The 20,820-nt window shown below is 35.6% G+C and carries 19 protein-coding genes; 12 read left to right on the forward strand and 7 right to left on the reverse strand.

What is annotated here, in order from left to right:
• Nucleotides 1-68: 68 nt before the first annotated feature.
• Complete coding sequence (locus tag K319_RS0101960; protein ID WP_027382083.1) at nucleotides 69-482, reverse strand: acyl-CoA thioesterase; 414 nt, start codon at nucleotides 480-482, stop codon at nucleotides 69-71.
• Between the two features lie 177 nt (nucleotides 483-659).
• Between K319_RS0101960 and K319_RS0101965 the strand changes: the two genes are divergently transcribed.
• From K319_RS0101965 to K319_RS19665, 10 genes are all read left to right on the forward strand, one after another.
• Nucleotides 660-1,535 carry a carbon-nitrogen hydrolase gene (locus K319_RS0101965; RefSeq protein ID WP_027382084.1) on the forward strand — a complete coding sequence of 292 codons (876 nt, stop codon included), beginning with the start codon at nucleotides 660-662 and terminating at the stop codon, nucleotides 1,533-1,535.
• A 12-nt stretch (nucleotides 1,536-1,547) separates the two neighbouring features.
• Nucleotides 1,548-2,564, forward strand: coding sequence for a PDDEXK nuclease domain-containing protein (locus K319_RS0101970; RefSeq protein WP_027382085.1), 1,017 nt, complete (start codon nucleotides 1,548-1,550; stop codon nucleotides 2,562-2,564).
• Between the two features lies 1 nt (nucleotide 2,565).
• On the forward strand, nucleotides 2,566-3,627 hold the full coding sequence (locus K319_RS0101975; protein WP_034671253.1) for an agmatine deiminase family protein: 1,062 nt from the start codon (nucleotides 2,566-2,568) through the stop codon (nucleotides 3,625-3,627).
• Nucleotides 3,628-3,667: 40 nt separating this feature from the next.
• Entirely contained in the window at nucleotides 3,668-5,065 is a 1,398-nt protein-coding gene (locus K319_RS0101980; RefSeq protein ID WP_027382087.1) for an MFS transporter, read from the forward strand.
• Nucleotides 5,066-5,152: 87 nt separating this feature from the next.
• Nucleotides 5,153-6,367: a class I SAM-dependent methyltransferase gene (locus K319_RS0101985; RefSeq protein ID WP_027382088.1), complete on the forward strand. Its 1,215-nt coding sequence runs from the start codon at nucleotides 5,153-5,155 to the stop codon at nucleotides 6,365-6,367.
• A gap of 203 nt (nucleotides 6,368-6,570) precedes the next feature.
• A complete protein-coding gene (gene typA / locus K319_RS0101990; RefSeq protein ID WP_027382089.1) occupies nucleotides 6,571-8,379 on the forward strand; it encodes a translational GTPase TypA in 1,809 nt (602 codons plus the stop codon).
• An 83-nt stretch (nucleotides 8,380-8,462) separates the two neighbouring features.
• On the forward strand, nucleotides 8,463-8,657 hold the full coding sequence (locus K319_RS0101995; protein WP_034671254.1) for a hypothetical protein: 195 nt from the start codon (nucleotides 8,463-8,465) through the stop codon (nucleotides 8,655-8,657).
• Entirely contained in the window at nucleotides 8,636-8,929 is a 294-nt protein-coding gene (locus K319_RS0102000) for a type II toxin-antitoxin system RelE/ParE family toxin (protein WP_027382091.1), read from the forward strand. Before K319_RS0101995 ends, K319_RS0102000 begins: the two co-directional genes overlap by 22 nt.
• A 112-nt stretch (nucleotides 8,930-9,041) precedes the next feature.
• Complete coding sequence (gene purU, locus K319_RS0102005) at nucleotides 9,042-9,875, forward strand: formyltetrahydrofolate deformylase (protein ID WP_027382092.1); 834 nt, start codon at nucleotides 9,042-9,044, stop codon at nucleotides 9,873-9,875.
• Between the two features lie 268 nt (nucleotides 9,876-10,143).
• The gene (locus K319_RS19665) at nucleotides 10,144-11,709 is read left to right on the forward strand and encodes a glycoside hydrolase family 10 protein (protein WP_034671256.1); all 1,566 of its coding nucleotides are present in this window, start codon (nucleotides 10,144-10,146) and stop codon (nucleotides 11,707-11,709) included.
• A 2-nt stretch (nucleotides 11,710-11,711) separates the two neighbouring features.
• On the opposite strand, the gene K319_RS0102015 is transcribed toward K319_RS19665, so the two are convergent.
• Entirely contained in the window at nucleotides 11,712-12,053 is a 342-nt protein-coding gene (locus K319_RS0102015; protein ID WP_027382093.1) for a hypothetical protein, read from the reverse strand.
• Nucleotides 12,054-12,251: 198 nt separating this feature from the next.
• Between K319_RS0102015 and K319_RS0102020 the strand changes: the two genes are divergently transcribed.
• Nucleotides 12,252-13,355, forward strand: a complete 1,104-nt coding sequence (locus K319_RS0102020; RefSeq protein ID WP_027382094.1) for a pyridoxal phosphate-dependent aminotransferase — start codon at nucleotides 12,252-12,254, stop codon at nucleotides 13,353-13,355.
• Nucleotides 13,356-13,538: 183 nt separating this feature from the next.
• Nucleotides 13,539-14,081, forward strand: a complete 543-nt coding sequence (locus K319_RS0102025; protein WP_027382095.1) for a hypothetical protein — start codon at nucleotides 13,539-13,541, stop codon at nucleotides 14,079-14,081.
• A 34-nt stretch (nucleotides 14,082-14,115) separates the two neighbouring features.
• On the opposite strand, the gene K319_RS0102030 is transcribed toward K319_RS0102025, so the two are convergent.
• From K319_RS0102030 to K319_RS0102050, 5 genes are all read right to left on the reverse strand, one after another.
• A complete protein-coding gene (locus K319_RS0102030) occupies nucleotides 14,116-15,084 on the reverse strand; it encodes a DUF4349 domain-containing protein (RefSeq protein WP_084403381.1) in 969 nt (322 codons plus the stop codon).
• A 225-nt stretch (nucleotides 15,085-15,309) separates the two neighbouring features.
• On the reverse strand, nucleotides 15,310-15,888 hold the full coding sequence (locus K319_RS0102035) for a hypothetical protein (RefSeq protein ID WP_027382097.1): 579 nt from the start codon (nucleotides 15,886-15,888) through the stop codon (nucleotides 15,310-15,312).
• 103 nt (nucleotides 15,889-15,991) lie between these two features.
• On the reverse strand, nucleotides 15,992-17,584 hold the full coding sequence (locus K319_RS0102040) for a peptide chain release factor 3 (RefSeq protein WP_027382098.1): 1,593 nt from the start codon (nucleotides 17,582-17,584) through the stop codon (nucleotides 15,992-15,994).
• A gap of 453 nt (nucleotides 17,585-18,037) precedes the next feature.
• Nucleotides 18,038-19,564 carry a SulP family inorganic anion transporter gene (locus tag K319_RS0102045; RefSeq protein ID WP_027382099.1) on the reverse strand — a complete coding sequence of 509 codons (1,527 nt, stop codon included), beginning with the start codon at nucleotides 19,562-19,564 and terminating at the stop codon, nucleotides 18,038-18,040.
• 44 nt (nucleotides 19,565-19,608) lie between these two features.
• Complete coding sequence (locus tag K319_RS0102050; protein WP_027382100.1) at nucleotides 19,609-20,799, reverse strand: MFS transporter; 1,191 nt, start codon at nucleotides 20,797-20,799, stop codon at nucleotides 19,609-19,611.
• Nucleotides 20,800-20,820: the final 21 nt, after the last annotated feature.

The raw sequence follows: 20,820 nt of genomic DNA on the forward strand, positions 1-20,820 counted from the left end.
ATTTTCTATTTACTGTCAGATTTCAAAATCCTTTTTCTATGATTCTGAAAATCAAAATCAATAATTGCCTACTTATTTCCAGAAGATGTATTTTTCACATACAATCTGTCCTCAACATATTCGATCTTTGTTTTTCCGTGAGGTTTTGGCATTCCGTCTTCATCTAAACCGACAAATACAAGCTTGTCAATGGTGATGATGATCTGATGTGTCATCTTGTTTCGGACTTCACAGCGTAATGTTAATGATGATTTTCCGAATTCAACTGCCTCTATTCCGATTTCTATGATATCACCTTGTTTTGCCGAACTTACAAAATTGATCTCGGAAATATATTTGGTAACTGTCCTGGTATTTTCTAATTGAATGATTGCATAAAGCGCTGCTTCCTCATCGATCCATTCCAGAAGTCTTCCTCCAAAAAGCGAATGATTAGGATTAAGGTCTTCTGGTTTTATCCATTTTCGCGTATGATAATTCATCATAATTCTATCGCATTTTAATTTGGTGCAAAGGTAAAGTTTTCAGGCGTATTTAACAGTTTCGGAATATAGAAAATACAGATGACAGAATTAATTTTTTAAAATATTGATCTAAAAACTTTTGGTTGAATTTTTGATTCCCTAGAATCTTAGTAATTTTGTGAAAAATTAGATTAAATGTCAAAAGTTAAAATCGGAACCGTTCAGATGTCTTGTGTTGCTGACAAACAAGCAAATTTGAACAAAGCCATTGAAAAAATAAAAGAAGCCGCCGCAAAAGGTGCTCAGATAGTATGTTTACAAGAGCTTTTTACATCATTATATTTTTGCGATGTAGAAGATTACGATAATTTTGAATTGGCAGAGCCTATTCCGGGGCCTTCAACAGATGCACTTTCTACGGTTGCAAAGGAATTGGGAGTTGTCATCATCGCTTCGTTATTCGAGAAAAGAGCACAAGGGCTTTATCACAATACAACTGCTGTTATCGATGCAGACGGAACTTATCTTGGGAAATACCGTAAGATGCACATTCCGGATGATCCGGCGTTTTATGAGAAATTTTATTTCACGCCTGGAGATCTAGGTTATAAAATTTTTCCCACCAAGTTTGGGAAAGTCGGAGTGTTGATTTGCTGGGATCAATGGTATCCTGAAGCTTCCAGAATTACGGCATTGATGGGTGCAGATATCATGTTCTATCCAACAGCAATTGGCTGGGCAACAGATCAGGACGAGGAAACCAATCAAGACCAATATAATGCTTGGCAGACCATCCAGCGTTCTCATTCTGTAGCCAACGGACTTCCTGTGGTTTCCGTGAATAGAGTAGGCTTCGAGCAGGATGGTGCGATGAAATTCTGGGGCGGAAGTTTTGTTACAAATGCTCAAGGAAAACTTTTATATCTTGGCTCTCACGATAAAGAAGAAGTAGCAGTAACAGAAGTTGACCTTGCCCAAACCGACTATATGAGAAAGCACTGGCCGTTCCTGAGAGACAGAAGAATCGAAACTTATTCACCGATTACAAAACGTTTTATTGACGAGGATTAATTCCACAAATTAATGGAGCTTAATATTTACCAAAATCTTTTTTCAGACATCAAGCAAAGAATCCTTAGCTCACAGCTAAAGGCAGCTTTGTCTGTGAATGCTGAGATGATTTTTTTGTATTGGCAAATTGGTAATTCTATTGCTCAAAAACAAACCGAACAAGGTTGGTCTTCCGGAGTTATTCCACAATTAGCAAAGGATTTGAAAATTGAGTTTCCAAATTCCATAGGTTATTCGGAAAGAAACTTAAGTTATATGCTGAAGTTTGCTAAGGAATATCAAGATATTACAATTTTGCAACAGACTGTTGCAAAATTACCTTGGGGACATAATATTTTGCTGATTGAAAAGATCAAAGACCAAAAAACAAGATTTTGGTATGTAGAAAAATGTATCGAAAATAACTGGAGCAGAGATATTCTGGATTTACAAATAAAAAGTAAACTCATAGAAAGACAAGGGAAATCTGTCAATAATTTTGAAAACACTTTACCAAAACCACTTTCGGATTTGGCGAATCAAACTTTGAAAGACCCTTATATTTTCGATTTTCTGGCATTAGATGCAGATTTTAGAGAAAAAGATATTGAAAAACAATTAACGCATCATATCACGAAGTTCCTTTTGGAATTAGGAAAAGGGTTTTCATTTCTTGGTAATCAATATCACCTGGAAATTGGCAATCAGGATTATTACTTGGATTTGCTTTTTTACCACATCAAACTAAAGTGCTACATCGTCATTGAGTTAAAAAACACCAAATTCAAACCTGAATATACCGGAAAACTGAATTTTTACCTCTCAGCTGTCGATAGTTTGATAAAGGAAGAATCAGAAAATCCTACCATCGGGATTCTACTTTGCAAAGACAAAAATAATATCGAGGCAGAATTTGCTTTGAGAGATATTAATAAGCCAATTGGAATAAGCGAAATCCAATTGGTAGAGAAGCTTCCGGACAATTTGAAAAGTGCTCTTCCAACCATCGAAGAAATCGAAAACGAACTTAAAAACTTTGGCAACAAATAAAATGAACAACAATAATATTCCTAATAATATCAATCTTTCCGACTACACCTTCCCTGCAGAATGGGAAGAGCACGAGGCAACCTGGCTTTCCTGGCCTCACAAAGAAGAATCCTGGCCGGAAAGGATTGATCTGATCTATCCTGCTTATGCCAAATTTATTGCGGAATTGACGAAGGGCGAGTTCGTCTGTATCAATGTCAAAGATCATGAAATGCAGGCTTTTGCAATGGAACATATTTCCAAAGCTGGCGCAGATATATCAAAAGTTGAGTTTTATTTTAATGAAACGAATGATGCCTGGTGCCGAGATCATGGACCCGCTTTTTTAGTGAACAGGAATGGTGAAGAACCTCAGAAGATTATTGTGGACTGGGGATTCAATGCGTGGGGTGGAAAATACCCGCCATTCGAATTGGATGATGTGATCCCTACTAAAATTGCTGAAGAAAAAGGATTGCCTGTTCTTTACCCCGGAATTATTATGGAAGGCGGTTCTGTTGAATTCAATGGTGCCGGAACGGTTTTGACTTCTAAATCTTGCCTTCTTAATAAAAACAGAAATCCACATCTTTCACAGGAAGGAGTAGAAGAATTTTTGAAAAAATATTACGGACAAAAGCAGGTTCTTTGGGTAGATGACGGAATTGTTGGTGATGATACAGACGGTCATGTGGATGATACCATCCGTTTCGTGAATGAAAATACAGTTCTGACAGTTATCGAAGATAATCCTGATGATGATAATTATGAGATCCTTCAAACCAATCTTCGCCAATTAGAAGAAATGACCTTGCTGAATGGTGAAAAACTAAATATCATCAAGCTTCCAATGCCAGACGCAGTTTATTGTGAAGGACAAAGATTGCCCGCTTCCTATGCTAATTTTTACATCGCCAACAAGTCCGTTATTGTTCCGACTTACAGATGTGATAAAGATACATTGGCGCTGGAAATTATCCAGAAATGTTTTCCGGATAGAGAAGTCGTTGGAATAGATTCTACAGACATTATTTGGGGATTGGGAAGTTTCCATTGTTTGAGTCAGCAAGAGCCTTTGGTATAGATTTAGCCTGCAGAATTGCAGGTTTTTTATTTTGATTATTATGAGCGACAATATAACTACCGAATCAGTCAAAAAATATCTTCCTCTTATCTTGGGAACGGCGATTTTTATGCAGATGCTGGATTCCACAATTTTGAATACATCTTTGCCGTCAATTGCCAGAGATCTACAGGAATCGCCTTTGGATATGCAGAATGCCATCATCAGTTATGTATTGACTTTGGCCTTGTTTATGCCCGTTAGCGGATTTTTGGCGGACAAATTCGGAACAAAAAAAATATTTATTCTTTCGCTGGTCTTGTTTTCGTTGGGTTCATTGTTTTGCTCGTTATCTCAAAACCTGACCGAATTGGTGATTTCCAGAGTTATTCAGGGTGTTGGTGGCAGTTTGATGACACCGGTTGGGAAGTTGGCATTGATTCGGGCCTTCAACAAAAATGAACTCCTGAAAGCAATGAATTTCGCTATTATTCCCGCATTGATTGGGCCGGTAATGGGTCCGGTAGTTGGTGGATATATGGTAGATTATCTGAGCTGGCACTGGATTTTTTTGATTAATATTCCAATCGGGATTTTAGGCATAATTCTCAGCTTAAAATATATGCCAAATTATAAGTCACCTGTCATCGACTTTGATCTGAAGGGATTTCTGATTTTCGCATTGGCATCTTTACTACTGTCGAGCGCATTGGAAATATTAGGAAATGCACAGAATCTCACACCTGTTTTGATGATATTTTCTTTAGGATTTCTGATGCTTTACTTCTATTACAAACATGCTAAAACAGATGACAATCCAATTTTTCCACTGAATCTTTTTAAAGTTCGGACTTTCCGAGTTGGGATTTTGGGAAATCTGGCAACAAGACTTGGGATCAGTTCCATCCCGCTTTTGGTTCCGCTGATGATTCAGATCGCTTATGGACAATCGGCTTTGACATCTGGCTGGATTATTGCACCAATGGCGCTTACAGCGATGTTTGGAAAATCTTTCGTGATTGGGATTTTGGATAGGTTTGGTTATCGCAAAACTTTGATGGTCAATACATTTATCATTGGGATTTTAATTTGTTGCTTAGCAATTCCGAGTGTTGAAAGTTCTATTTATTGGTTTGTTCCGATTTTGTTGATTCTTGGATTTTTTAATTCGATTCAATTTACATCGATGAATACGATTTCAATTGCCGATTTGCGACCTTATCAAAATAGCAGTGGAAATTCTTTGGTGTCAGTAAATCAGCAGTTTGCAATTGGATTCGGGATTGCGTTTGGTCTGATTGTCTTGAAATTGTTTGAAGGCGACACGACCTTCATTAAAAATCAAGTGCACACAGCCTTCCGATATACTTTTTTGGTTGTAGGTTTTCTTACTATACTTTCCGGTTTGGTTTTCCGAAGACTAAATTTCCGTGACGGTGAGAATATGAAATCGGTTTAAACACAGATTATTTTCGAATCATTTATCTTTGTGATTTTTAGAATTTAATATTTTAAATTCTAAATAAAAGCTATTGATAATTTACTAATGGATTTTTCAAAACTTATTTCTTCTGATATTCAAAACTATATCAATCAAAATCTCAATTGTGATTTAACTAAAATGCTATTGAGAAAATCACCATTTTTTGATGTTTCGATTCAGGAAATTGTTCAGCAGATCAAAGGCAAAAAAACAGCAGAAAAGAAATTTCCATTTTTAACAAAAGAAGGAATTATCTTTCCTCCAAATCTCAATCTTGAACAAGCTTCATCACAATCGACCGCAAAATATAAAGCTCAAAATCTGAAAGGAAAAAGTTTTCTGGATTTAACTTGTGGATTTGGGATTGATGCTTATTTTTTATCAAAAAATTTTGATGACGTTACATTGATTGAACAAAATCCCGAATTGATTTCTATTGTTGAACATAACTGGAAAACATTAGGCAGAAAAGCGAATTTTATTAATGAAAATCTTGAAGAATTTTTGAATGGTCTTCGAGAGCCTCAGACTGACAAACAGAATCAAATTAAAAATAAGAATAAGTTCGATATCGTTTATCTTGACCCAGCAAGAAGAGACCAGCAAAACAAAAAGAAATTTTTGCTTGAAGACCTTTCTCCAAATCTATTAGAAATAGAAGAAAAATTACATTCGATTGCAGACAAAATTATTGTCAAATTATCGCCGTTGATTGATATTTCATATTTGATTTCAGAATTGAAAAACATTAGTGAAATTCAAATTATTGCGGTTAGGAATGAAGTGAAAGAACTTTTGTTAATTATTGAAAATAAAGAGCAAAGAACAAAGAATAAAGACATTCAGATTCGTTGTGTAAATCTTGAATCTGATGAACCAGAGTTTTCATTCAATTTTAATGATGAAAAAACAGCAAGGTCAGAATTCTCAGAAAGTTTGAAATTTCTTTATATTCCAAACAATTCAATTCTGAAAGCGGGCGTATTTAATATCATTTCGGAAAAATTCGGATTGAAAAAACTTCATCCGAATACACATTTTTATACTTCAGAAAATAAAATAGGAAACTTTCCCGGACGAGTTTTAGAAATAGAAAAAATCGATGCGAAAGATTTGAAGAAAGGAGAGAAGTATAATTTGATTTCCAAAAATTATCCTTTAAAACCGGAAGAAATCAAGAAAAAATACAAACTGAATGACGGCGGAGATCATTACCTGGTTTTCACGCAATCGATTAATGGAAAAGAGATTTTAAAGGCTTCGAGAACCTCAGCCTGACAGCGTTAGAAATTGTAAAATTAATATCTGTGTTGTCATCCTAAGGCTTTCGAAGGATATTATAAATAAAGCCTGTAATTTAATTTGTTGATTAACAAAGCTTTAATTAGATGTTAATTATTTCGCCATATTTTTAAAAATAATTGAATTGCAGTTCATCATCCCGTAAAAATTCACTACATTTGCACGCGTAAAAAATGGATATGCAAAACATTAGAAATATAGCGATTATCGCACACGTTGACCACGGAAAAACGACTTTGGTTGATAAGATTATTCATGCAACCAACATCTTCAGAGAGAATCAGGAGAGTGGTGAGCTGATTATGGATAACAATGATTTGGAAAGAGAAAGAGGAATTACGATTCTTTCAAAAAACATCTCAGTAAATTACAAAGACACAAAGATCAATGTAATTGATACACCCGGTCACGCCGATTTTGGTGGCGAAGTAGAAAGAGTTCTGAAAATGGCTGACGGTGTAATCTTGTTGGTAGATGCGTTCGAAGGACCAATGCCACAAACGAGATTCGTACTTCAAAAAGCTTTGGAACTTGGCCTTAGACCTTTGGTTGTTATCAACAAGGTGGACAAACCAAACTGTCGTCCGGACGAAGTTCACGACCAGGTTTTCGATTTGTTCTTCAACCTGGATGCTACTGAAGAACAGTTGGATTTCCCAACATTCTACGGTTCATCTAAACAAGGATGGTTCAACACTTCATTAGAACAAACTGACAATATTTTCCCATTATTAGACGGGATCTTACAATATGTTCCTGAACCGAAAGTAACTGAAGGTAACCTTCAGATGCAGATTACTTCATTAGATTTTTCTTCTTTCCTGGGAAGAATTGCAATCGGGAAAGTAACAAGAGGTGAGGTTAAAGAGTCTCAATGGATCGGTCTTGCTCAGGCAGACGGAAAAATCGTAAAAGGAAAAGTAAAAGAACTTTACGTTTTCGAAGGTCTTGGAAAGAAAAAAGTAACCGAAGTACAAGCTGGAGATATCTGTGCTGTTGTAGGTTTTGATGCGTTCCAGATTGGAGATTCTTTTGTTGACTTAGAAAATCCTGAGCCATTGGAAAGAACAGCGATTGATGAGCCAACGTTGAATATGACGTTCTCTATCAACAACTCACCTTTCTTTGGTAAAGACGGTAAATATGTTACTTCAAACCACCTTAAAGAAAGATTAACTAAAGAATTAGAGAAAAACTTGGCATTAAGAGTTCAGCAGACTGATGATGCAAACACTTTCTTAGTTTTTGGTAGAGGTATTCTTCACTTATCTGTTTTGATCGAAACAATGAGAAGAGAAGGTTACGAAATGACAATTGGTCAGCCACAGGTTATCTTGAAAGAAGATGAGAATGGTCAAAAACTGGAGCCTTATGAATCTTTGGTTGTTGATGTTCCGGAAGAATTTGCTTCCAGAGTTATCGACTTGGCAACTCAGAGAAAAGGTGACCTTCACATTATGGAAACTAAAGGTGAAATGCAACATATGGAATTCGAGATTCCTTCAAGAGGTCTTATCGGATTACGTTCTCAGATGTTGACTGCAACTGCCGGTGAAGCTATTATGGCACACCGTTTCACAGAATACAAGCCTTTCAAAGGTGCAATTCCTGGAAGAAACAATGGAGTACTAGTAAGTAAAGGAACTGGTCCGGCTACAGAATATTCTATCAACAAACTACAAGATAGAGGTAAGTTCTTCGTTGACCCGGGTGAGGAAATCTACACTGGTATGATTATCGGTGAACAAAATAAGCCAGGAGATTTGGTTGTAAACATTGTAGAAGCGAAACAGTTGAACAATATGCGTGCAGCCGGAAAAGATAAAGATACCGGTGTTGCACCAAAGATATTGTTCTCTTTGGAAGAATGTATGGAATATATCCAAGCTGATGAGGCGATAGAAGTTACGCCAAACTTCATCCGTATGAGAAAGAAAATTCTTTCCGAAGAAGAAAGAAAAAGATTGGAAAGACAGGCGAAAGCTTAATCTTTATAAATTTAAAAGCCTTCATATTTTTGAAGGCTTTTTTGTTGAGAAATGATTAACTTAGCTTAGTAAATTCATAAAAGATGATAATCACCAAAGAAAAATTGAAGAAACATATTGATGATTTCCCAGATGAAATCAGCATTGAGGAAGTTATTGAGAGATTGATTTTTATTGAAAAATTGGAGGAAAGATTACAACAATCTGACAAAAACGAAACAGTAGATGAAGACCAACTCAAAAGTGAAATTCAGCAATGGTTTACATTAAATGGTTAAAATCTGCACAATTAGATTTGAAAGATATTTATGATTATATCACGCATGATTCTAAGAGATATGCACAATTACAAATTGTAAAGATTCAAACTAAAACGGAAATTATAAAATCAAATATTTTTATTGGAAAAATTGTAAGAGAAGCCAATAACATAAATGTTAGAGAAATCACGGAAGGAAATTATAGAATCATATATAGAATTATTTCTGAAAATGAAATTCACATTTTAATGATTCATCACGGAGCCAGATACTTGCTAAGGAGAATATAAATTCTCTTTTTTTATTGAAAAACACGATGAAGTCGCAGTTTTCGCAGATATAAATATTCCATAAAAAATCCAGCGATTACATCTGACCTTTAAAAATTAACGTAAAAACACTATGAAACAATTCACCATAAAAATCACCTGCAAAGACGAAAAAGGTCTAGTTTACAGAATCTCCGAGATCCTTTTGGAGAATGGGCTTAATATTATCAAGAACGACGAATTCGTGGATAATGAAAAAGCATTGTTCTTTATGAGAACAGAGGTTTCCGGAATCGCTGAACCTGAAAAAGTAATTGAACAACTCAAAAAACAATTAGGCGATTGCTCAATTGAATTAAGTCAAAATGAATCCAAAAACGTTGTAGTTTTGGTGACAAAAGAACATCATTGTTTGGCAGATTTGCTGATAAGAAATCAATTCAAAGACCTTAATTTTAATATTCTTGCGGTTGTTGGAAATTATGAAAATCTAAGAGAATTGACGGAGAAATTCAATATTCCTTTTATTTATATTCCTGTAGAAAATATCACAAGAGAAGAACACGAAGAAAAAATCAAAACTGTTCTTCAAGATTACAACTATGATTATCTTGTGCTGGCAAAGTTTATGAGAATCCTTTCTCCAAGTTTTGTAAAAGATTTCGAAGGAAAAATCATTAATATTCATCATTCGTTTTTACCGGCTTTCATTGGTGCGAATCCTTACAAACAGGCTTTCGAAAGAGGCGTTAAGATCATCGGAGCAACAGCCCATTTTGTGACGAATGATTTGGATGAAGGACCGATTATTTATCAGGATATTATCAAAGTTAGTCACTCGAAAACAGCAAAAGACTTGGCTAAAATGGGAAAAGATGTGGAGCGAATTGTTCTGGCAAATGCACTCAAATTGGTTTTCGAAGACAAAGTTTTTATAGACGGTAACAAGACCATTATTTTCGAATAACTAAAATGGCAAATTGTTTAACACAAAGGCATAGAGTTTTGAAATATAAATCTGAATAATTAAGGCACAACGATTTTGATATGTTTCAAAATTGAAAAATCGGTGATTTTTATAGTGCCCTAAAACTGTTTTCAATACAATTTGGTTTTTTGCCTTTGTGTTTAACTTTAAATATTAGTATCTCTTTTGGAGTTAAAAAATTATAAAAGTATCCAAATAATAGGATGCTTTTTTGTATTTCTGATATTATCGTTTAGTTTTGCAGACTATGCGTTTCAGATCATCATTTTTTCAAATAGTATTGCTGGTCGTTTTTGTAGTTTCTTGTGCTACAAAAACTAAAAAATCAACCCCGAAATCTGGTATTAAGCCTGTTGTAAAAACAGAAATCAAGCTTCCTCCAAAACCTGTTGTCAAATTGGATAACATTGATCTGCCCGAAATCAAAAGGGAATTCAGAGCAGTGTGGATTGCTTCGGTTGCCAACATCAACTGGCCTTCGAGAAATGATCTTTCTGTTGACCAGCAAAAACAGGAAGCAATACAATTATTGAATCTTTTGGTTGACCTCAATTTCAACGCTGTGATTTTGCAGGTTCGTCCTTCTGCAGACGCTTTGTACAAAAGTCCGCACGAGCCATGGTCTTATTTTTTAACTGGACAAATTGGTCAGGCTCCTTATCCGGAATATGACCCTTTGGAGTTTTGGATTGAAGAATCCCACAAACGTGGTCTGGAATTTCATGCCTGGCTCAATCCTTTCCGTGCGCATCATTCCAACGGTGGACAGATCACATCAGAATCAATGGTGAAAAAATCCCCTGATAACATCGTTAAGCTAAAAAACGGAATGTACTGGTTTGACCCGGCTGATGACAGAACGCAGGAACAGGCCTCGAAAGTGGTGAAAGATATTGTTTCAAGATATGATGTGGACGGAATTCATTTTGATGATTATTTTTATCCTTACGCAGAATATAATGGTGGAAAAGATTTTCCGGATTACAAATCCTGGTCGCTTTATCAGCAATCTGGCGGAACGCTTTCCAGGGCGGATTGGAGACGTGGAAATGTGAACAAATTCGTGAAGCGGATCTATGACGAAATCAAAGCTCAGAAAAATGATGTCAAGTTCGGTATCAGTCCTTTTGGGATTTGGAAACCTGGCTTTCCTACGGGAATCAAAGGCTCTTCTCAATATGATGAATTATATGCCGATGCAAAACTGTGGCTGAATCAAGGCTGGATCGATTATTTCACGCCCCAGTTGTATTGGCCTGTGGATTCGCCGGGACAAAGTTTTCCGCTTCTTTTGCAATGGTGGAGTGATGAGAATACAAAAGGCCGTCATCTTTGGCCAGGTTTGAACACGGTTGCTGTAAAATCCTCAAACCCAGTTTCTGAAATCGCCAGAGAGATAGATGTGACAAGACAGATCCTGAAAAAAAATACTGGAGAAGTACATTGGAGCATTGCCGGAATCACAAAGAATTACGCAATGCAACAGGAATTAAAAACCAATTCCTACAAAGAGAAAGCCTTGATTCCCGAAACAACTTGGCTGGCTTCTAAAGAATTACCGGAATTGAATGTAATTTGGAAAAAACAATTTAATAATGTTTCAATCAATTGGAACAAACAAACCGAAGCGTTGTCTTATGTTATTTATTTAAAATATGGTAACAATTGGCAAACGGAAATTCTTTCTCCAGAAATCATCAGTAAAAATGTTGTTTCAGAATCTAATGGAAAAAAACTTTCAACAGTTGTTGTAAGGTCTGTGAATAAGCTTGGGAAGTTGGGCGGTTATAGGGTTGTTTTGGTGAATTTATAATATTAATTAGTTGTTTTTATCATCATATGGCATAATACTGCGACTTCACTCACATTAATATCATCAGCATAATCTCCGCCATTCACAGCCTCTTCGATGCAGGTTTTCATATTGATTGCATCACTTTTCATTTCTGACATTGTTTTATATTCTTGATGTTCAACTTTTTTTAAATTTGCAACAAAATCGGCACAAGTAGCTAATTTATTTTCTTCGGTCGCATTTTTCCAATCAGAAATTTTTGACTGGTGCAATGTTCCATTTTTTGTCCACTCAATTTCTTTTTGATTATTTCCATCACAAGAAATCAAAAAAATGATAATTAGAAATAGTATTTTCTTCATATGTTTAAAATTATTTTCAAAAATAGTATTATCATTTTTGATTTATTTATGGAAAACCATATCTATCGAGAAATTTTAAAATATTACTTAATATCGCAAACTTGATACAATTTCTTATTCAATACAGTATATTTTTTTCAATAGTAAACTCAATATTTCAAATAAAACTTTAATTTTATTGAAAATAAATCTATTACTATGTCCATTAACAGAAGAGACTGGCTGAAGACCGCTTTTTTAGGAAGTGCTGCTTTGACGATTTCGCCATTGGAATTTTTCGCTAAAGAAACCCCTAATTTCAACTTATTAAAAAAAGATAACGAAACCATTCGACTTTGTTTCAACGAAAATCCTTTTGGAACGTCTCCGAAAGCTTTGGAAGCGATGCAGAAAAGCCTCAGTCTTTCTTCGATGTACGATTTCAAATTTGCAGATATCCTTTGTGAGAAACTGGCAGAAATCAATCAGACCAAAAAAGAAAATCTTTTGGTTTCGGCAGGTTCGTCTTTCCTATTGGAATTGATTACGAAATATGTTTCCATCAATAAAGGACATTTTATCATTCCTGATCCGTCTTTCACGATCTTTGAACCAATTGCCGAGTTTCTCGGAATGTCAAAATCTGTAATTCCTCTGAACGAAAAGAAGAAAATCGACCTTGATAAGATGAAAGCTGCTGTCAAAAAAGACACGAAACTCATCTACATCTGCAATCCGAATAATCCAACCGGCGATTTGCTTTCCAGACAGGAAATTGAAGGTTTCATCAAATCTATCCCTGATAGCATCATTGTTTTGGTTGATGAAGCTTACATCGAATTTACAACTCAGAAATCTCTCAGCGATTTGGTTGACGTTTACAAAAATCTGATTATAACAAGAACATTTTCAAAACTTTATGGATTTGCCGGTGCAAGATTGGGTTATGCCATTGGAAATGAAAGATTAATTGCTGAGCTGAAAAAGCTCCAAAGCTGGAGCGGTGCAGAGATCAGTGTTGTGACAATGGCTGGTGCAATTGCAGCAATGGAAGACAAGGAATTCATTACTAAAGTTTTGGATAATAATCAGAAAGTGAAAGATTTTGTGATGTCAGGATTTAATAAACGAGGAATAAAAACGATTCCATCATCAGCTAATTTTGTTTATTTCTCCTTGGAAAATTACAATGGCGATTACTTCAAAAAATTGAAAGACGCCAAAATACTAGGTGGGAAAACCTATGAACAAAAAGGAAAATGGACAAGGATCAGCTTGGGAACTGTGGACCAGATGAACAAGTATTTTGAAGTGGTCTTATGATGAATAATTTTAAAAGCTAAACTATAGAAGATTCAAACAAGTTTGAATAATAAATTATTTTAAAATTTCTTAAACACTATTTGATTATTATTAAAAGTTTCTAAAAAAATATAAAATTTCAAAATTTATGGCCTTTATGGAATCGTAGTTGCGATAATCATCATAACTTAAAATAAAAAGGTTATGAAAACGGAATCGAAAATTAAAAGTTTATTGTTTGGATTATCATTACTAACAGTTGGTTATGTAAATGCCCAAACAACCAATGAAACACAAACGGCAACTACAACTCAAAGTTCAACTGCCAACCCCCAAATAGATGCGCTGAAACAAAAAATTGCTGCCAATCCACAAGACACACAATCTTTGGTAGCATTGGCAACGGCTTATCAGGATGCTCAGGATTATACATCTGCCATTGCAACTTGGAATCAGATCACAACGATCATTCCAGATTGGGCACCGGCATATTATAGCATTGGTTATGCCAATCAGGCGGCAAAAAACAACGAAGGAGCAAAAGCTGCTTATGATAAATACATTGCAAAAGTAAAACCGGAAGAGGTAGAAGCTAATAAGCAGAACCTGGCTTACGCTTATTTTTTCATTGCTTTCCAAGAGAAGGATACTGATAAAGAAAAAGCTAAGCAGTATATAGCAAAATCTTTGCAATATGACAGTACCAATCAAGATGCGCTTAACCTAAGTAAAAGCTTGATGAACTAAAATCAAATTCTCAATCATAAAAAAGACGCTTAATTTAAGCGTCTTTTCTTTTAATCTTTATAAATTTATCATTAAGGTCATCATCCTTCGGAATATTTTGATTCTTGTCCTGATTTTTCTTTTTATAAAAATAATAACCAATTCCAGCAATCAAGAATACCGGCCAAAAGGGTAGAAGGAACAACAGAATACTTCCAATCACATGCCATCCGGATGAAATTGCATCTGCGGATTTTTCACCAAAAGTCTTATCTTTTTCATTTTCCTGAGGTTTCAGGTGATTGTCATAAAGCGTGATTTCCAGATTGCCCAATTTATTAGGACTATAGGTATCACCTTTCTCTTCCAGATTTTTATTTCGGATGATTCCCAAATTTTGAAGGTCTTCTACAAGATAATCGAACTTTTCAACTGGAACTTTCGCTGTAACATAGAGTGTCTGAAATTCATCATTACTCACCAGATTTTCCGTTTTGACAGTCCCGTCATATTTTCGGATGATTTCTCTGAGAAATTGTTTGGATTCGGAGATATTCTCAACATTGATTTCCACAGAACCATTTTTTACCATTGGAGAAGGTTCTGGAACTACATTTTCCTTTTTTGCAGGTTTGTCTTTGTAGATGACTTTGGTAAGAACTTTAGTCGTTTTCGGGATTTCTTTTTTGATTTGATTTTTTATCGAATCAATATTTGAACTGATTTTATTCTCTTCAATATCTTTTTTGAATTTCTCGATATTTTCAGAAATAGAATCGATTTTATTTTTGCTGTTTTCAAAAGCTTTCTCGATATCTTCTTTATTTTTGATAAGATCTTTAGCTCTTAGATTCACCGAATCTAAAACTGCATTGGCATTAGAATCCAGATTTTTTACAGTTTCAGAAGTTTTATCCATCAAAGAATCTGCACTGGCGATTGTATGATTAGCTTCCTGTAGATCTGCTTTTTTACACATCGTGAGTGTGCTCAAAATAATGGTGGTCAATATTAATTTTTTCATTGGGATAATTTTATGATGTAAAGCTATCCCGAAACGAAAAGAATGATTTGTAAATGAATCCGATAATTTTTGTAATATTTTTAAATATTGAAAATCAAATATTTAAATTGATTTTACAAATGATTTACAAGAGTTTTATAAAAAAGGTAAAATGCCGATTATTGTTTCTTTGATTTTTGGGGATAATAATTTGGATGAAGTGAAGGAGTATTTAAAATAAAATTTTTATAAAATATTATTAAGCGTTTCTATTTCAATATCTAATATTTCTATTATTTCACCATTTGATTTTACACTTAAAGAAATTGTTCTTTCACTATTTAATTCAAATGTGAAATTGTAAATATTGAAGGGCTTCGATGTCAAATCTTGTTTATTCTCTCTTTTGAACCAATTTGAAAAATCAACTAAAAATGTAGTATGATTATCAATCAATTTTATACTTTTAATATCATAATTTTTAGAGATATGTGAGATAGCCATAATTTTAGCTACATCTTCATCAATATAAACTTTGTCTGAATTATGAAATATTTTTGAAATTCTTTTTCCGATTTTTATCCATCCGTCAATACCTTTTTCAAGTTTATCGCCAAGTGAAATTATACTTGTTATAGAACTCAATGTAGCAAGTATCAGTATCCAATCCGCACCTCGCCCAAAATTAACTGTAGAAATTTCAACACTGTTATCAATTTCCTTAAGTTCAGTCAAAATTATATCTAATTCATTTGAGTTAATTTCAGATATGTCATAATTTAATAAATCTTCAGATATATCTTTAGGCAGTATAATTATTTTCATCTTATTAATGTTAAGTATTCAAATATAATCATTATTCTAGTCGAAATAACATCAATTCTTATCACCAAAAAAAATCCGCAGAAAACGCTGCGGATTATATATTTTAATCATTAGCAAACTCACTAATAAAATGCAGTTTCACATTCGGAAACTTTTCCTGTGTCATTGTAATCGTAAAAGACGAATCGGCTAAGAAAACCAGTTGGTCATATTTGTCTCTCGCTAAGAAACGCTGTTTCAATCTCGCAAACTCTTTGAATTCCTCAGACTTTTCATCCGCTTCAACCCAACAAGCTTTATGAATGCTGATTGGCTCATAAGAACATTTCGCACCATATTCGTGCTCCAAACGGTATTGTATAACCTCATACTGGAGCGCACCAACCGTTCCGATGATTTTTCGTCCATTCATTTCCAGCGTAAAAAGCTGGGCTACACCTTCGTCCATTAGCTGATCAACACCTTTCGCTAATTGTTTCGCTTTCAATGGGTCGTTGTTATTGATGTAACGGAAATGTTCAGGAGAGAAACTCGGGATGCCTTTGAAATTCAGTTTTTCGCCGGCTGTCAAAGTATCACCAATTCGGAAACTTCCCGTATCATGAAGTCCGACAATATCGCCAGGAAAACTCTCGTCCACAACTTCTTTTTTATCTGCAAAGAACGCGTTAGGAGAGGAGAACTTCATTTTTTTACCTTCTCTTACAAGGAGATAATTTTCATTTCTTTTGAAAGTTCCGGACACGATTTTTACAAATGCCAGACGGTCTCTGTGCTTCGGGTCCATATTCGCGTGAATTTTGAACACAAACCCTGTAAAATTTTGTTCTTCCGGCTTTACCAATCTGGTTTCACTTTCTTTCGGCTGTGGCATTGGTGCAATATCAATGAAAGCATTCAATAACTCACGAACTCCGAAATTATTAAGAGCAGAACCAAAGAAAACAGGCTGCAAATCACCATTCATATAATCTTCACGATTAAACTCCGGATAAACAGACTGTATCAGATCCAATTCTTCTCGTAAAGTTGTCGCCGCTTTTGAACCAACCAATTCATCAATTTGAGGATCGTTGATATCATCAATTTTCAGAGACTCTCCAACTTTCTGTTTCTTCTCTTCCAAAAACAACTGGATGTTATTTTCCCAAATATTATAAATCCCCTGAAAGTCGCTGCCCATACCAATCGGCAGAGAAAGCGGGCAAACCGTCAAACCTAATTTCTGTTCCACTTCATCCAGCAAATCGAAGGCATCTTTACCTTCACGGTCTAACTTATTGATGAAAACAATCATCGGAATGTTTCTCATTCTGCAAACCTGAACCAGCTTTTCTGTCTGTTCCTCAACTCCTTTCGCAACGTCGATCACAACAATTACAGAGTCAACGGCGGTCAAAGTTCGGTAAGTATCTTCCGCAAAATCCTTGTGACCGGGCGTATCCAGAATATTGATCTTGTGGTCACGGTATTCAAAAGCCAAAACGGAAGTCGCCACAGAGATCCCTCTCTGACGCTCGATTTCCATAAAGTCGGAGGTCGCTCCTTTTTTGATCTTGTTGGATTTTACAGCACCGGCTTCCTGAATCGCACCTCCGAAAAGCAGGAGTTTTTCCGTCAACGTGGTTTTTCCCGCATCGGGGTGGGAGATGATTCCGAAAGTTTTTCTTTTGCTGATTTCTTGTTCTAAAGACATAATAAAATTTGAGATTGCAAAAATCGTGATTTTAGTTGGATTCTGAAAATCGAGTTTTTATAAATGAAGTAGGAGCTTGATCCCGCTTGTAGTTTATACTGAGCCTGTCAAAGTGTTATATCTTTTTTGTCTCAGAAGTTCTGCCATCAAAACAAAATTTTAAGCTAAGACAAAAAAAGATGCCGCTGCAAAACGAAGTTTCGACGATTCAAATTATAAGTAAAAAACTCAGAGTCAATCGTGGCTAGGAGGGTAGTCTTACGATCAACATTGATGAATAAAATAGCATTTAGTCTAAACAAATTGCGGGAACCAAAACTTAAGTGTGTTTTGCTCTAAACAGATCGTTGTAACTAAAACTCAAGTGTGTTTTATTCTAAACGAATTGCGGGAAGTAAAATATTGTCAGTCTGAGGCTCTCGAAGATCTATAAAAAAAAATTCCTTATAAATCTCAATTCTTTAAAACGCCATCTTCCGGGTCTTCGACAATGTTGATTTCAACCACATTTTCCGCATTTTTTATCAATCGTTTGCAATTACGACTCAGATTTTTCAATCGGAGGATTTTCCCTTGACTTTGATAACGTTCGGTCAGTTTATTCAGAATATCAATTGCGGACATATCTACTACACGACTTTCTTTAAAATCAATAATAACTACTTTGGGGTCATTCAGCACATCGAATTTCTCTGCAAAAATAGTCGTAGAGCCAAAGAATAATGGTCCGAAAATCTCGTAATATTTCACTCCATTTTCATCAATAAACTTCCTTGCACGGATTCTTTTTGCACTTTCCCAGGCAAAAACCAAAGCCGAAATGATCACTCCGATCAAAACGGCCAAAGCCAGATTATGAAGGAAAACAGTGATCAATGTAACAATTACCATTACGAAAATATCAGATCTCGGAAATCGTTTTATCGCTTTGAAACTTGCCCATTCAAATGTTCCGATAGAAACCATTATCATGACGCCGACCAGTGCAGCAACAGGCATTTTTCCGATTACTGGCGCACCAAATAGAATGATTAAAAGAATTACCAAAGCAGCGATAATTCCGGATAATCTGGCCCTTGCTCCGGCTGATAAATTAACCAAAGTCTGTGCGATCATCGGACAACCGCCCATTCCAAGAAAAAAACCGTTCAGGATGTTGGCGGTTCCTTGCGCAATACATTCGCGGTTGCTGTTTCCTTTGGTATTCGTGATTTCATCGACTAGATTTAAGGTCAATAGACCTTCCGTCAATCCAACGGTTGACATTATCAAAGCAAATGGAAAAATGACTTTTAAAACTTCAAAAGATAATTCAATTTTCGGGATATGAAAAGGTGGGAAACCTCCGGCAATATTAGCGATATCATTTACGGTCTTGGTTTGGATTCCGAATATCATTACCAAAGCAAAAGTGACAGCAATCGCCACCAAAGAGGCCGGAATTTTCTTTGTGAATTTTGGAAATATTAATACGACAAAAATCGTCAGTGCAACCAAACCAATCATTGTATAGAGTGGATTTCCTGACAGCCATTTTTCCGTTCCCTGGATCTTAAACTGATTGATCTGTGACATAAAAATGACGATTGCCAATCCATTCACAAAGCCATACATCACAGGCTGTGGTACCAATCTAATGAATTTACCGAGTTTGAAAATTCCGATAATGATCTGGATGATCCCGGCTAAAACAACGGTTGCGAAAACATATTCGATGCCGTGGGAGATCATTAATGGGATCAAAACGATTACAGTTGCACCTGCGCCTCCTGAAATCAATCCAGGTCTTCCGCCGAGAATTGCTGTCACCAATCCCATTATGAAAGCGGCGTACAACCCCGTCAATGGAGAAAATCCTGCAAGAATCGCAAACGACAAAGATTCCGGGATCATCGTCATTGCAACGGTCAATCCAGCGAATATTTCGTTTCTGTAATTTACTTTTTGGGAGAAATCAAAAAGATTGAGAACTTTCTGCATATCAATTTAAAATGCGAAAATAGGAAGAATTTGGATGAGAAATCTTATTTCGATTGATTCATTTTCAGATAATAAGCCAAGGCTAAACCTAGCATCACAATCCCAATACTGAAAGGGAAAATATAAGGCAAGCCAAATGCATCTGCAACACCGCCAATCAAAGGGCCTGTCACACCAAGAGAAATATCGATAAATAATCCATAACCAGCCAAAGCCGAACCTTGATTGGAAGAAGGAACCGTTTTCATTGCCATAACTCCCAAAGCCGGGAAAATCAATGAAAATCCTAAACCTGTGATTCCTGCACCAATTAATGCGAAATAAGGATGATAAGACAAACTGATAATTGTTAATCCAAGTGCTTCAACTGCTAAACTTACTATTGCAACGTTGATTCCGCCAAAGCGATTGATCGCATTACTGAAAACTAATCTTGCTGCAACAAATAGAACTCCAAAAACAGATAAGCACATTGCACCGTTTTGCCAATGGTAATAATCATAATAAAGTGTTATGAAAGTAGAGATCGTTGCAAATCCTAAACCTCCCAAAGCCAGACAAAGTCCAAAAGGTGCGACTTTTCCAAGAACATTCCAGAAGGATTTTTGTTCTTCTTCAATCGCAGACCTTTTGTTTGACATATTTTCCTTTGTTCTGGCGAACAGGTAACCAAGAATTCCTAAAATGAAGATCAAGATCCCCAATCCATAAAAACTGAAGTGCTTCACAATCGTAACACCCAAAGAAGCACCTAATGCTAAAGCGCCATAACAAGCAACACCATTATAAGAAATGATCTTTGCCGTATGTTTTTCCCCCAGCGCCATAATCGCCCAATTAATGGGACTTGCACCTATCATTCCTTCCGCAGAACCGGTGAATAATCTTGTTAGTACCAGAAATCCTAAGCTGACGATCGGTGAAAATTTAAAGTAATATGCCACAATCAGAATAATGCCTGTCAAAGAAAAACTTAGCATACTCGTGAGAACAGCAGATTTAGGCCCTTGATTATCAATGATTTTCCCAGAATAAGCCCGCATCACAAAAGTCATCACATATTGTAAGCTAATTACAATTCCGGCAACCAACATACTGAATCCAAGACCTTTATTAATGAAAATCGGTAAAATTGAAAGAGACAATCCGATGATGAAGTAACCTATAAAAGTAAAAAATACATAGGAAATAATGGAATATGAGAAGTTTTTGCTTTGTCCAATCGTTGCATCCATGACATTAAAATCAAAGGTGCA

The sequence above is a fragment of the Epilithonimonas caeni DSM 17710 genome (genome assembly GCF_000426465.1).
GTDB classification, from domain to species: Bacteria; Bacteroidota; Bacteroidia; order Flavobacteriales; family Weeksellaceae; genus Epilithonimonas; species Epilithonimonas caeni.